Source organism: Ekhidna lutea, assembly GCF_900188325.1.
Classification (GTDB): domain Bacteria; phylum Bacteroidota; class Bacteroidia; order Cytophagales; family Cyclobacteriaceae; genus Ekhidna; species Ekhidna lutea.
The window spans coordinates 783,616-796,789 of record NZ_FZPD01000002.1 but is presented as its reverse complement, the minus strand read 5'-3'; the positions used below and the strand labels follow the sequence as shown (position 1 = coordinate 796,789).

At 38.6% G+C, this 13,174-nt stretch carries 12 protein-coding genes; 5 read left to right on the top strand and 7 right to left on the bottom strand.

Going from position 1 to position 13,174, the window contains the following annotated elements:
- Positions 1-47: 47 nt before the first annotated feature.
- The 3 genes from CHB71_RS07330 to CHB71_RS07320 all read right to left on the bottom strand — a co-directional run bounded on the left by CHB71_RS07330 (position 48) and on the right by CHB71_RS07320 (position 2,998).
- A complete protein-coding gene (locus tag CHB71_RS07330) occupies positions 48-413 on the bottom strand; it encodes an HYC_CC_PP family protein (RefSeq protein ID WP_144017359.1) in 366 nt (121 codons plus the stop codon).
- Between the two features lie 48 nt (positions 414-461).
- Positions 462-785: a hypothetical protein gene (locus tag CHB71_RS07325; protein WP_089356351.1), complete on the bottom strand. Its 324-nt coding sequence runs from the start codon at positions 783-785 to the stop codon at positions 462-464.
- A 164-nt stretch (positions 786-949) separates the two neighbouring features.
- Positions 950-2,998 carry a helix-turn-helix domain-containing protein gene (locus CHB71_RS07320; protein ID WP_089356240.1) on the bottom strand — a complete coding sequence of 683 codons (2,049 nt, stop codon included), beginning with the start codon at positions 2,996-2,998 and terminating at the stop codon, positions 950-952.
- A 202-nt stretch (positions 2,999-3,200) separates the two neighbouring features.
- Here CHB71_RS07320 and CHB71_RS07315 point away from each other — a divergent pair, with 202 nt between their 5' ends.
- Both CHB71_RS07315 and CHB71_RS07310 read left to right on the top strand, forming a co-directional pair.
- Positions 3,201-3,782, top strand: coding sequence for an ankyrin repeat domain-containing protein (locus CHB71_RS07315; protein ID WP_089356239.1), 582 nt, complete (start codon positions 3,201-3,203; stop codon positions 3,780-3,782).
- A gap of 2 nt (positions 3,783-3,784) precedes the next feature.
- A complete protein-coding gene (locus CHB71_RS07310; protein WP_089356238.1) occupies positions 3,785-4,834 on the top strand; it encodes an acyltransferase family protein in 1,050 nt (349 codons plus the stop codon).
- 40 nt (positions 4,835-4,874) lie between these two features.
- Here the strand turns inward: CHB71_RS07310 and CHB71_RS07305 are convergent, their stop codons facing one another.
- From CHB71_RS07305 to CHB71_RS07295, 3 genes are all read right to left on the bottom strand, one after another.
- The gene (locus CHB71_RS07305; RefSeq protein WP_089356237.1) at positions 4,875-7,490 is read right to left on the bottom strand and encodes an ABC transporter permease; all 2,616 of its coding nucleotides are present in this window, start codon (positions 7,488-7,490) and stop codon (positions 4,875-4,877) included.
- Positions 7,491-7,492: 2 nt separating this feature from the next.
- Positions 7,493-7,828: a PadR family transcriptional regulator gene (locus tag CHB71_RS07300; RefSeq protein WP_089356236.1), complete on the bottom strand. Its 336-nt coding sequence runs from the start codon at positions 7,826-7,828 to the stop codon at positions 7,493-7,495.
- Between the two features lie 308 nt (positions 7,829-8,136).
- Entirely contained in the window at positions 8,137-8,670 is a 534-nt protein-coding gene (locus CHB71_RS07295) for a helix-turn-helix domain-containing protein (RefSeq protein WP_089356235.1), read from the bottom strand.
- A 423-nt stretch (positions 8,671-9,093) separates the two neighbouring features.
- On the opposite strand from CHB71_RS07295, the gene CHB71_RS07290 reads away from it, so the two are divergent.
- Genes CHB71_RS07290 through CHB71_RS07280 form a run of 3 tightly spaced genes read left to right on the top strand, consistent with a single transcriptional unit; the run spans position 9,094 to position 12,568 of the window.
- Positions 9,094-9,543: a hypothetical protein gene (locus CHB71_RS07290; RefSeq protein ID WP_089356234.1), complete on the top strand. Its 450-nt coding sequence runs from the start codon at positions 9,094-9,096 to the stop codon at positions 9,541-9,543.
- A 5-nt stretch (positions 9,544-9,548) separates the two neighbouring features.
- Positions 9,549-9,884: a PadR family transcriptional regulator gene (locus CHB71_RS07285; RefSeq protein ID WP_089356233.1), complete on the top strand. Its 336-nt coding sequence runs from the start codon at positions 9,549-9,551 to the stop codon at positions 9,882-9,884.
- Positions 9,881-12,568, top strand: a complete 2,688-nt coding sequence (locus CHB71_RS07280; RefSeq protein WP_089356232.1) for an ABC transporter permease — start codon at positions 9,881-9,883, stop codon at positions 12,566-12,568. The genes CHB71_RS07285 and CHB71_RS07280 overlap by 4 nt, the downstream gene beginning before the upstream one ends.
- On the opposite strand, the gene CHB71_RS07275 is transcribed toward CHB71_RS07280, so the two are convergent.
- Positions 12,569-13,150 (bottom strand): class I SAM-dependent methyltransferase, encoded by a 582-nt coding sequence (locus tag CHB71_RS07275; RefSeq protein ID WP_089356231.1) that lies wholly within the window; start codon positions 13,148-13,150, stop codon positions 12,569-12,571.
- Between the last annotated feature and the right edge of the window lie 24 nt (positions 13,151-13,174).

Here is a 13,174-nt window from a genome sequence, read left to right as displayed (position 1 = left end):
GAAAAATTGATATGGTGATTAAATCACCACAAAAACACAATCTGGTATTATATCAGAAATGACTGGATTAAAACAGGGATGTCTTTGTCCGGGATGGGAGGGTCATAATATTGGAGTTCAGGTTTTTCTTGCTCCAACGCGTGTGAAATATCCTTTAGGAGGATATGATTAGTAATCGCAAGTTCAAAAAGGTCAGGCGTAGCATCAAAATCGAAAGAATGATAAACCAGTTCGTCAAGGCGTAGTTCTTGAGAGATTTCCTTGCAGCAAGGAATATCTTCTGCTTCACCTTCATAGCAGTGATCAGCGTGAGCATTCACCGCCATAGACTTCAAATCCCCCAGGCAATAATGCTTATTGAGGGTAATGCCTGTTGTAGCAATCAGTAAAATGATTGCCAGGAGACTGTTCACTATGTTTTTGGCTATTCGCACTGCTGCAAAGATACGTAAATCGGCTGTTTATGGTTTGTTGATTGGTTCAAATTCAGAAAAAACCTCCTGAAACTCTTTTATATTGACAGGCTTTTCAAAATCACATGCTTCGTCATATTCTGCCCACATTTTTTGTACTTCTTCGTTTGAATGTGCTTCCTCAATGGCTGTTTTCGATTTCCATTCAAAAACTTCAATGACAGAACCATCCTTAGCTTTCATAAGGATTGGTGCTCTGTCGGTAACCAATCCCTGTTCATTTAATCGGTCGTAGTGACTTAATGATAGTTGAAGAAGTTTTTCTTCTTTACTGGGTTTTGGTCGATAGCATGTAATTACAATTCTTCCCATAATATTTATTTTTTTGGTGAAAAAGCTTTGCCAAATTTCTTGAGTTACAATTAAGAATCTGATCAATAGTGTAAATCAGACGAAAACTCCCATGATACAAAAATCAACAGATTTTCAGCTGAAATCGTTACAGAATTTTGGTAATCCTTTATAGGATTTAGTCATCAAATGACACCTTCTTCTTCCAGCATCTCACGTATTTCTTGATGTTGCTCCCAGAAGTTATCCTTTATTTTTTGAACAGTGGGTTGGAAGTCATCATGTTGAGACATTTCCAGTAGGATAGGGTCAATTTCGAGAAATAAGATCAACCAGTAGAAGTAGTCTGTTTGTTTTGTGAACGCCTTGAAGTATTTGATCCCCTCATTTATATCTCCCTCATAGGCATAATATGCACTTGTGCTGAGGTCCTTGTAGATGGAGTTATCACTGTCGATGTACGCCTTGTAAGCGTTTAAAAATCTTTCCGCCTCATCCGGCTGACCCAGCTTTCTAAGCACATAGGCAATTTTTAAATCCTCTGCTGGGTAGATGTCTAATTGAAGCGCTTGTTTAATGGATATAAATGCTTCGTAATATTTCCAGGCTTCCTCATAATCTTCCATAGTGTAACATAACTTGGCTATTTCTTGCATGACATCTATTCGTGATGAGTCTTTCTCTAAAATATCAATAAGCTCATTTTTAGTTTGTTTAAGATTTAAATCCTGAGCCATTTTAATATAGATATACAAATACTCAGCAAAATAATTCTCCGGATTGTAAGCGAGTGCCTGCTTTACATATTTTACTGATTCTTTTATAAAGCCTGTTTGTGCTAATGCATTGGCCAAATGGAGGTAAGTAAAGCTTGCTTCGATAGAGTCCTGATCAGAAATGGCATTTTGAATCCCTCGAATAGCATGTTTTAGGTATTTCTCTGTGTTTGGGATGTTGTTTCGATAGATTTCAGAGAGGAAGTTATGCACCCAGCCGGAATTGGGGTTCAGGTTCAGGACTTTATCTAAGAATTCAATTGCCAGGTCGTATTGTCCATTTTGGGTGTGATACATCGCTTTCGCAATGAGACCTTCTCCTAATTCAGGGTCGAGCAAAATCGCTTTATCAGCGTAACTGTTGATCGTATTGCCATACTTTTTGTCTACCTGGTAAATGTCTATGTAGTAATAACAAATGGCGATATAGGCATGTGGATTTGCAAAGTATGGGTCTTCATCAATGGCCTTTTTGAAATAGTCAATCGCCTTTTCAAGTTCTGCACCACCATTTGCTTTATTTGTGATATCAAGCCCTTTCAGGAATAGATCATAGGCTTCTAAACTTTCAGTGGGAACCTTCTCAATCAGACGTTTTGCCTTTGGAGTAATAATGACCTGAATTTGATCTGCGATTGTTTTTGAAATTTCGGATTGTAACTCGAAGATGTCCTCATTTTTTCGTTCAAACCGACTGGACCAAATTTGCTGATCTTTTTCAGCATCAATCAACTGTACGGATAGCACTATTCGATCTCCTACTTTCTGGCCACTTCCTTCCACAAAGTATTCTACTTCGAGCTCTTTGGATATTTCAGGAATAGACTTGTTCAAACCTCTATATTTTTCAGCTGTTGTTCTACTAGTTACTTTAAGCTCTTCGATTTTCTGGAGATTACTAAGAATGGCATCCATTACCCCATTAATGATGTACACATTGGTGGTGTCATTACTGTCGTTTTTAAACGGTAAAACCGCAATGGATTTAAATTCCTTTTGGGAGGCCACACCTGGATGAAGAATCCAAACCAGTACTAGTAAAATGATGAGGCTAGGGACAGCAAAATAGATCCATTTTCTTTTTTTTGACGCATTAGATCCATTTTCATCTACATTCTCTTTATCCGGTTGTTGTTTGGCCGGAGTTGTACCGAATTCCTCCCGGTAGCATTTGGTAAAATAGGAGGTGCTGCCAAATCCAACCTTGTAAGAAACCTCCGAAGAGGTTAACTCATTGGACTGAAGCAATCGTCTGGCATGATGAAGACGTACTTTTCTAATAAATACACTTGCGGATAGGTTAGTCAGGCTCTTAATCTTCCTCAATAAATTGGAGCGACTCATGCTCAATTGATTAGCCAGCTCTGTGACTCCAAACTCTTCCTCCGAGAGGTGTTCTTCAACAACACCAATTGCTTTAAGGAGAAAGGGATCTTTTGGTTGGAGAAAGTCTGACATCAGGTTGGATTATTGATGATGCAATAATCGACATTTTTTGTTCAGAAGATGTGCTTTTGCGTCATAGTTTATATCCAATCAGCATAGTTGTTAGAGATAAATCATAGTTAATAATACTGTGAGCATGGTTACTAAATGTGCCTTTGAATCCCTTATGAGCTTTGTACTATCAAATTATTGCAACAATTAAATTTTACAAAAAATGAAGAAATTAAAGTTTATCTCAAGTCAATCATCATTGGTCATTCTAATGTTATTCTCCTTGATTACTATTTCCTGTGAATCTAAGGGACAAAGCAGTGAAGATGCCGGGGAGGCACCCAAAGTATCTATACATGAAGCTGCCTTTTTTGGTAATGTAAACGCCATAAAAGCTCATATCGCTAATAAGTCTGATCTCAATGAGAAAGATGCCTATGGTTCCAGTCCTTTATCAATCGCAGCACTATTCGGAAAACCGGATGTTGCAAAGTTGCTTATCAATGGGGGAGCAGATCTAAACGCCCGAAGTGCAGACGGGAGTACACCATTGCATACTGCGGCATTTTTTGGCAGAACCGAGATCGTAAAAATGCTTTTGGAAAAGGGGGCGGATTCATCGATCAAAAATAACTATGGAAATACAGCTCTTGAATCAGTTTCTACAGATTTTGAAGATGTAAAAGGATTTTATGATCAAATGAGTAGAGATCTGGGTCCGATGGGCTTAAAACTGGATTACGATCAATTAAGAAAAGTACGTCCACAAATAGCGCAGCTTATCAGTGATGCTGAGAATTCATAGTCATGACGGAAAGAAGATATGATATTGATTGGTTGAGGGTAATTGCGATTGGGCTACTGTTAGTCTATCATGTCGCAATTGCCTTTCAGCCGTGGGGGGTATTCATTGGGTTTATACAGAATAATGATACTGTGGAATCCATCTGGACCCCCATGTCTATGCTTAATGTATGGAGGATTCCGCTGCTGTTTTATGTATCAGGGATGGGTGTGTATTTTGCCATGAAGCGCAGAAACTGGAAAGAACTAATCATGGAGCGATCCAAACGTATTTTGCTTCCTTTTCTTTTTGGCATGACAGTAATTGTACCAGTGCATGTTCTAATGTGGCAAGGCTATTACCATCAGCCACTGAGCTACGAGTTTAGTCCCGGGCATTTATGGTTTTTGGGAAACATTTTTATTTACGTGCTGGTACTCTTACCCATATTTCTTCTGCTCAGAAAGGTTGAAAACGACTCAGTAAGTAGGGTACTGGACAAAATATTTAAAACTCCAGTAGGGGTGGTCATTCTGATTATTCCATTTGTTGCAGAAGCAATGATTGTAAAACCTGAAAATTTTGAAATGTATGCTTTTTCTACGCATGGCTTCTGGCTAGGATTGTGTGCATTCTTTCTTGGATTTATTTGCATGATGTCACAAACATTTTGGCCAATGATTGCCAAGTGGAGGTGGCTTTGGTTAGGAGTAGCTATTACTTTCTATCTGATTAGATGGATGATATTTAACTTACAAACCCCTGATTATGCTATGGCGATTGAATCTAGCTTTTGGATATTCGCAGTATTTGGATTTGGGAACAGGCATTTGAATAAACCAAGTAAGTCATTGGTATATCTGAGCGAATCAGCATATCCGATCTATATTATTCATATGCTATTTATTTACCTGGGCTCGTTATTCTTTTTTAGCCTCAATATTTCAGGAGCGTGGACACTTACATTTTTGACATTGTTTACCTTCCTGGGATGCTTTATTAGCTATGAGTTTTTAATTAGAAGAGTAGCATTCTTAAGGCCATTATTCGGCTTGAAACAAGTTGGGAAATAAAATGAGGATGTCATTATGTGACATCCTCATTCATTTAGAATTATTCATACCTCAACGCTCTAACCGGATTCATTTTGGCAGTCTTATATGTTTGAACGCTGACCGTAATGAACGCAATCAGAACAGTAATAAGCATAGTGATTGCAAAAATCATCGGGTTTATAGAGGTGTGGAATGCAAAATCATTGAGCCATTCATTTCCATAATGCCATACCAGTGGGATCACCAGTAAGTTTCCGATTAAGACAAGTAGCATAAATTCTTTGGAAAGAATAACAATTATTTGACCAATGCTTGCACCCATGGTCTTTCTGATTCCAACCTCCTTCGTTCTGCTTAGGGCTACAAAGGAGATGAGACCGAATAATCCTATGGATGAAACGATCAGAATAATAACGGCAAAAATGGTAAGCACTTTCGCTAGTTGATTCTCTTCTCTGTATTGCCGATCAAAGTCTTCGTCGAGGAAGAAATAATCAAACTCATAGTCACCATATACATCGTCCCATGCACTTTCGATTCTTTTAATCAAATCATAGGTCTGTTCGGAACTGTATCTGATGGCAAAATATTTACCGTAAGAGTAGCTTCGGTAATCCATCGCTTGCGGCCAGATTATATCCTGAAGCCCAAGTCCATGATAATCTTTGACTACTCCAATGACGGTTCCTGCGGGTCTTTGAGAAGGGGAGACTATTTCTTTTCCAATAGCATTTTCGGGAGTATTCCATCCCATAGCTCTTACACAGGTTTCATTTATGATCAAGCCTGCTTCTAACTCTGACGGTCTTTCCACATCAAAATTTCTTCCGGCCAGGAATTGGAGCCCCAACACCTCTGCATAGTTTTCATCAATCGCCATGTATTCGGTATCTACCTGCTCACCACCTTCTTTCTCAGGGTAGGCCCATTGTCCGAGCCATCCCGGCCGCCCGGGCAAAGCGTTGGTATGTGATACAGCATGTACCCCTGAAATAGATTGTAATTGACCTCTTAAAACATCGCGACTCGAACCTGAAGGAGCATCTGTAGCATTGATGATTAATACCTGCTCTTTCTCAAAACCAAGATCTTGAGTACGCATGTAATCGATCTGACTTATTACAATAAAAGTTGCTATGACTAATCCGGAAGAAATAAAGAATTGAAATGTGATAAGAATCTTCCGTAGACTAAGTCCCTGGAAAGTTTGTCCCAACTTTCCACTAAGTGCATGTAATGGATTAAGACTGGATATGATCCATGCTGGATAAAATCCCGAACCAATGGTCACAGCAATGATTAATAAAACTATGCCTGTAATAAACTTTAAAGACAAGAAGGAAACAACGCTATACTCTTTGTCCATCAGGTTGTTGAAAAAGGGTAATGAACCGTACATCAGCAGTAGACCAACAATAAATGCGATACTGGTGAGTAGAAACGATTCGGTCATAAACTGAGCGACTATGGAAGTCCTGGAAGAACCCACCACTTTTTTCATCCCTACTTCTTTGGCTCGATAAGATGATCGGGCGGTGCTCAGGTTGACATAGTTTATACAAGCAAGGATTAATAAAAAGATCGCAATCCAGGTGACAGTATTCACTCTTTTTTTCGAACCTTTAGGCCCAAATCCATTATAATAGGTTTCATTCAGGTAGACATCCTTAAGTGGGATGAGCTCGGTTGAAAATGATACCCCCATTTCATCTAACCAATCGCCGATATTTTCATCATAGAGGTTTTTGATTTTAACCTGAAAAACGGATGGGTCAATCCCCTCTTTCAACAGGAGGTAATTCCGTGCATTGAAATTGCCCCAACCTTCCGTGTAGCTCCACCATTGCAACTTTTCGATGGTTGGAAATGAAACAAGAACATCAAATTGGATATGGGAGTTGCTGGGTGGATTTTCAATTACTCCTGTAATTTCAAAATCTAGTGTATCGGCAAGTGTAAGTGTCTTACCCAGCGCGTCACCATCAAAATATGTGTCTTCTACTGATTTGGTGATCGCCACGGTATATGGAGCAGTGAGCACATTTTCACGGTTTCCTTTGGTAGTGAGATCAAAAGTGAATAGATCAAAGAACTCCTGACTAGCATAGAATATGGTTTGATCATACCTTTTGTCTTTATGATTCAGTTTGGCAGTTGAAGGAAAGTTTTTCACATACAGTACAGATTCAACTTCCGGAAATTCGGTTCTTAGCTTATATCCAATAGGCCAGGCATTGGTTTCCATTCCACCCTCAGAAGCCGTGACTACTTTGTAGACCCGATCACCTTTTTCATGAAAATTGTCAAACGCAAGTTCATCCATAACATACAGAAGGATCAGCCCTCCAACAGCCAGCCCCAACGAAAGACCGATGAGGTTGATGCCGGAATGTGTTTTGAATTTTAAAAGGTTGCGAAATGCAAGTTTGATAGTTCTCATGATTGTAATGATTAGTCCTATTTTATAAATCCATTTTAAGTTTTTTATCAGGCTAAGCCTGAAGAGTTTAAACACACCTAAGGTGTAGTGAAGCTTCGCTTTCTTTAGTGACAAGTGCTCCACATCATCGAAGAAGACCTCTTCCAAATCTCCTTCAATCTCTTCTAGATAGTCCTTATTTATGAATAGCCTCAGGAGTTTTCCTGGCCATTTTGGTGGGAAAGCATTTTCCATTATTAAATGGTTTTATAACTTCCTTCTAATGCAATGTTTTCCCAAAACCCAGCTCTGATTTCCTTAATTTCATTCAGCACTTTAAATGCGTGGGGGGTAGCAGTATATATCCGCTTTCGTTTACCACCTCGTTTATTGGTAGCCTCCCCAAATTCAGAATTAAGAAATCCTTTCTCTTCCATCCGCTTGAGTGCCGATTGAATGGAGCCAACACTTAATCGTTCGCCTAACCGCGCTTCCAGCTCTTTCTTGATTTCTACACCATATGCTTCTTCCTTTAGCAGTATCACTGCCAACAACACCATCTCCTCAAACTCACCAAGTTTTGTCTTCTTCATTTGTCTGTTTTTTTTGTACTTTTTTCAGCTGTTTGCCACAATCCCTAAATTGAAAAACTAACTAGTCAATGCCGCCTAGCTAAGATTTTCTTACCCTCAGTCCCTAAAGGGATGACTTACTGGTTTCAGACATTCCCCCTTTAGGGGTCAGGGGTTACATCAAATAGCTAAAAACTTCCTTAACTAAACGGCATTAAACCAATCTCTCTCAATAAATAGATCAAGCAGCATGCTTGATATTATTCGTAATTGCAGTAAAAATAGTTACAAATATTATTCGTAATTGCAGTTTTTATATTAAAAAGAAACTAAATATTATCGATAGAGCGTCGTTGAGGTTGCTTTTGCTTTTTGAATTCAGTAGGAGTGAGGCCAGTCTCTTTTTTGAATTGTGCTGAGAGGTGCGCCACCGAACTGTAATTCATTTGGTAAGAGATTTGCGAAAGAGAGAGCTGATCATAGATGATTAATTCTTTCACACGTTCAATCTTTTGTTTGGTGATGAACTTTTCAATTGTGATGCTTTCCACCGATGAGAATAGTTTGCTCATTGTTGAATAATCTTTTCCAATCTTTTCAGATAAGTAGGTAGAAAAATTCATTTTTAGTGGTTCATGACTATAATGGATTTGCTCAATGATCAATCCTTTAATGTTACTGATTATCGCGGAGGTTTTGTCTTCTAAAAGCTCAAAACCTTTTTTTGCTAAAAGGGGAGCGAGGTTAGCTTGTTGTGTTTTATCCAGCCTCCTTTTAAGCTGAGCTTCTCCGAGTTCCACCTTTTCAAATCCTACATTGGATTCATTTAAAGCATCTTTTACCGCTTCAATGCATCTGGGCATACCATATTTTAATATGTATTACTACAGCCATAGGTCTAAGTTATGGAGTATTTGAATTTGATCATCGATAATTTCAGCCATTTACCGTTCATTTTTGATAGCCCACCGAATATGCTGAAAACAGATAATCCGGATATAGACTTTTGAACAAAAATTAATTGATATGAAAATATTCGAACTGAATCTAAAGCAACAAAAGTTCATTTTTAATGCGTTCATTATCTCACTAGGCATTTGCATCATCATGCTTTCAATTGCCGCATTCTAATCACATAAATATTCTCATAGTGATGAGGCTAAAGGGTTGTAGTTATTGCTGCAGCCCTTTTTTATTTCCATTTAACCTACTTTAACACATTACTTGTACAAAAACACAACTAAGTATTTAACTTGTGCGTTTGTACAACAAATCATCAATTAAATATGAAAACACTACTCTATTTTTTAGCAATTGGAATAGCTATTTCAGCCAACTCGCAACAACAAGGCAAACAATCACTTGCTCAACTCGAAGAAAGCCCGGCAGGGTCAAAGATTATCTGGTTTTTTGATGCTGTCAAATCCGGAGGTGTCTCAGATGAATCGATTGAAAAATATTTTTCTCCAAAACTCATTGAGAAAATGGGAGCTGATCAGTTAATGGGAGCTTTTGATAATATAAAAATGAACGATGGTACATTAATTATGTATCAGGCTGATAGAAAGAAAATAACTGAATACAAGCTGATTGTTAAAGGATCCAAATCAAATGAATGGATGGAAATGGGATTCTATTTTGAAGACAACCCTCCTTATCGAATTGCAGGATTTACGATTGATACTATTGAAGGGTCGTTTGACTCATTAGAGTTGATGTATCCAAAATCAAACTAACACTTATGAGAGGAGAACACTTAGGCGAATTAGAAGAGCTGGTTTTACTTACTGTAGGTTCATTGACAACCGAGGCTTATGCCGTCGCTATTCTGGAAGAGATTGTAAATAACACGAATCGTAAAATGGATGTAACTGCTGTTCACTCTGTTTTGAGAAGGCTAGAGAAGAAGGGCTTTGTTACTTCCGAGATGGGAGGAGCTACAAGCGACAGAGGAGGAAGGCGCAAGCGCTTTTTCACTCTTACCAAAGCTGGTAGAAGAGTGCTGGATGAAACGATGGAACTAAGGCTTTCTTTATATCAAAAGATGCCCAAACTCACATTTGCAGTTTTATCATGACACACTCGCCTCCAAAATGGGCTGATCGGTTTCTTGCATGGTTCTGTGATGAGGGACTAATAGAAGATTTGCAGGGAGACTTGTATGAGCTTTATATAAAACGTCGAGAGCAAAGCGGAAAGCTTCTAGCTAATATTTTATACGTATGGTGGGTTCTCCGTTCATTTCGATTATCTGCATTGAAAAGGAATCAAAAACTCAATAACTCATTTATGACTATGACTAAGAATAACTTTAAAATAGCCCTGCGTGTGCTATGGAGGGATAAATTCAATTCCTCATTGAATCTTTTAGGGCTAATGATTGGGATTACATGCTTCCTGCTGCTTGGCTTTTATGTTAAACAGGAGGTTAGTTTCGATAAATTTCATTCTAAGAAAGATCGCATTTACAGAAGCTGGTTAAAAGAAGATTATGGAGAAGGTCAGATCTTTTTCAACTCACAAACACCACTTCGTTTTGAATCTCTGTTTGAGGACAATTTTCCTGAAGTGGAAAAAGCAGTTCAATACATTGAGCAAAATTTTTTGGTAGGCAGGGGTGAGAATAGAATCAATGAGACAGTATCTATCATAAGTCCGGATTTCTTTGAGGTCTTTGATTTTCAAATGGTTGAAGGAAATAGGGAGAACCCTTTACCCTCGCCAAATGATATTATTATTTCACAGGAGTATGCGCAAAAGTATTTTGCGGATAATGAGGCACTTGGCAAAACAATTTCACTGCAGGTAGGAGAAGATATTCGTGATTTTAATGTTTCTGGCGTTTTTAAAAACATCCGATACGAATCCAGTATCAATTTTGATTTAGCTATTTCAACCGATAATAATCGATTGCTTTTTAGTGATCGAGCCATGAATGCATGGTTTAACGTGATAGCTGAAACATATGTGCTGTTAAAAGAGGGTACGAGTATTGAGAGTGTAAATAGTAAAATGCAGGATGTTGTGCTTAGCCAAATGGGTGATACGGGTTATGGAGATGAAGCGATGCAAAGAGATCAATATAACATTGGCATGCAACCTCTAACAGATATTCATCTTAACCCCGATATTCCTTTAGGATATGCACCTGTAGCTAACCCTCAATATGTTTTCATTTTAGGAACAATAGGTCTCCTTGTGTTATTTATAGCATGTATTAACTATACCACGCTATCTACCGGTCAGTCGCTCCGAAGGTCAAAAGAAGTGGGAATAAGGAAGGTTCTGGGTGCATATAAAAAGACGCTCATTTATCAATACTTAAACGAAAGTATCTTATTAACATTCCTGGCAATGTTGATAGGAGCTACAGTGTCATACCTGTTGATCCCAACATTTAATAGACTGACGGGTACAGAGATATTTCTTCAGTTTGAATGGTGGCATGCGGGTGTCTATACACTCTTAGTATTAATAATTGGTACAATTGCCGGTTCCTACCCAGCTTTAATTCTTTCAGGTTTTAAGACTATAAACATCCTTCGTGGTGGCAGTCAATCTGGTGGAAAGATGACAGCCAAAAAAGGAATGGTTGTTTTTCAATTTCTGATTACAGTGTTTTTGATTACTACCACGCTGATTATGAGAAAACAAATTCAGTACCTTCAGGAAAAAGATCTGGGAATAAATTATGAAGCGGTGATTTCCACTCAGCTGCAAGCCAGCCCTTCAGCACAGCGCTTATCAGAAAGAATTACTTCCGGATTTGAAAATGGGCAGTTGCTAAAAGCAAGGATGGAAAAATATCCAGAGATTTCAGAGGTAGCAATGGGGACCCATGTGTTTGGAACAAGTGGTTGGGCTCATCTGGCTTATACTGACGATAAGGGAGTCTTTCGGTGGTTTAGGTTGCTTTGTGTGGACGCCAATTATCTTAAAACCTTTGATATCGATATTCTTGAGGGTCGTGGCTTTGAGGAGGGTAATGGGCTGGATATGAGGCAATCTGTAATTTTAAACAAGTCAGCAGTTGAGCACTTTGGTTTAAAAAATCCTCTCGGAGCAAAATTACCTGGTGATGAGTTTGGCGACCATCAAATCATTGGAGTGACTGATGATTTTCATTATTCCTCCTTACATTCCGAAGTAGAGCCATTGGTAATAGTAATGAATCCAATGCCTATATTCATGGGAGTCTCAGATGGAGATTTCATCGATACCCCAATACCTAAATTAGTGTTTAGCTACAATGGCTCCAATTTATCAGAAGGAACAGATATTCTAAAAAAAGAGTGGGAAGCACTCTTTCCAAATGAAAGCTGGAATTTTAATTTCATTGATGAACAAATTGCAGCTCAGTATGCAAGTGAAACGAGAATGAATAAGCTTGTAACCATTGCTACAGTTTTATCCATCATAATTGCGAGCCTGGGACTTCTTGGACTCTCCATGCTGGTAGTAAATAGCAAGGTGAAGGAGATTGGTATTAGGAAAGTAATGGGAGCATCACCTACATCAATCTTTCGGTTGTTAGCAAAAGGATTTTCAATTCAGCTATTGATTGCGATTATACTTTCTATTCCCATCACTATTTACATGATGAATAAGTGGTTAGACAATTTTGCCTACCGTACATCGATAGGGGCATGGCTGTTTATTCTCAGTAGTATTGTAGCATTGCTGATTGCCTTTCTGGTAATCAGTTATCATACGATGAGAGCTACACGAATTAACCCAGTGGAATCGTTAAGAACGGAGTAATTATAATTTTATCGAGTAGATCTTCATAGTTGGATCAAAAGTGTCGGTTATACTTTTTATAGTTAGCTGACACTTTTTTATTAGCCCTTCCATGTATCCATTTTGGCAGTATTCTATGTAGTGCCGGTAATGCGATGTGAAACGCTGATCGAACCACATCAAAAATCGCTGTTTTTTATTCTCAGGAGGAGCAAAGGCACATATGATCAATCGGTCGGAATAAGTGGCTGTTGACTTCAGGATTTGAGCAGCAAGCTCTTGAGGAAGGACATGGAAGAAGAGGGATGCGGTAGCGTGAGTGAAATACTCTTTTGGTTTGAAATGCTGATGGATCATCCGATGTTCGAATGTGAGGTTAGCGATATTCAAATCCTTCGTTCGATTTTGTGCATACTTGACTAGTGATTTTGAGCCATCCACACCAAAACCAGATTCGATTTTAGAATGAGCTTTTATAAGGAAGTCCCCTGAACCACAACCCAGGTCGATGACACGAGCCCCCGGATCCAGCATGTCGATCATTTGCTCTCGAATTGGAGTCAGGTATTTGTCGGAAGTGAGAGATTTTATCCAGCCTTTCATCGAAGTTTTTTGATCAAACAAGAA

Excerpts from the sequence above, each read along its gene's own strand:
- CHB71_RS07285 (WP_089356233.1), top strand. The coding sequence starts at position 9,549 with ATGAGAGGAGAACACTTAGGCGAATTAGAAGAGCTGGTTTTACTTACT.
- CHB71_RS07275 (WP_089356231.1), bottom strand. The coding sequence starts at position 13,150 with ATGAAAGGCTGGATAAAATCTCTCACTTCCGACAAATACCTGACTCCA.
- CHB71_RS07300 (WP_089356236.1), bottom strand. The coding sequence starts at position 7,828 with ATGAAGAAGACAAAACTTGGTGAGTTTGAGGAGATGGTGTTGTTGGCA.
- CHB71_RS07295 (WP_089356235.1), bottom strand. The coding sequence starts at position 8,670 with ATGCCCAGATGCATTGAAGCGGTAAAAGATGCTTTAAATGAATCCAAT.
- CHB71_RS07320 (WP_089356240.1), bottom strand. The coding sequence starts at position 2,998 with ATGTCAGACTTTCTCCAACCAAAAGATCCCTTTCTCCTTAAAGCAATT.
- CHB71_RS07315 (WP_089356239.1), top strand. The coding sequence starts at position 3,201 with ATGAAGAAATTAAAGTTTATCTCAAGTCAATCATCATTGGTCATTCTA.
- CHB71_RS07290 (WP_089356234.1), top strand. The coding sequence starts at position 9,094 with ATGAAAACACTACTCTATTTTTTAGCAATTGGAATAGCTATTTCAGCC.
- CHB71_RS07305 (WP_089356237.1), bottom strand. The coding sequence starts at position 7,490 with ATGGAAAATGCTTTCCCACCAAAATGGCCAGGAAAACTCCTGAGGCTA.
- CHB71_RS07310 (WP_089356238.1), top strand. The coding sequence starts at position 3,785 with ATGACGGAAAGAAGATATGATATTGATTGGTTGAGGGTAATTGCGATT.
- CHB71_RS07325 (WP_089356351.1), bottom strand. The coding sequence starts at position 785 with ATGGGAAGAATTGTAATTACATGCTATCGACCAAAACCCAGTAAAGAA.
- CHB71_RS07280 (WP_089356232.1), top strand. The coding sequence starts at position 9,881 with ATGACACACTCGCCTCCAAAATGGGCTGATCGGTTTCTTGCATGGTTC.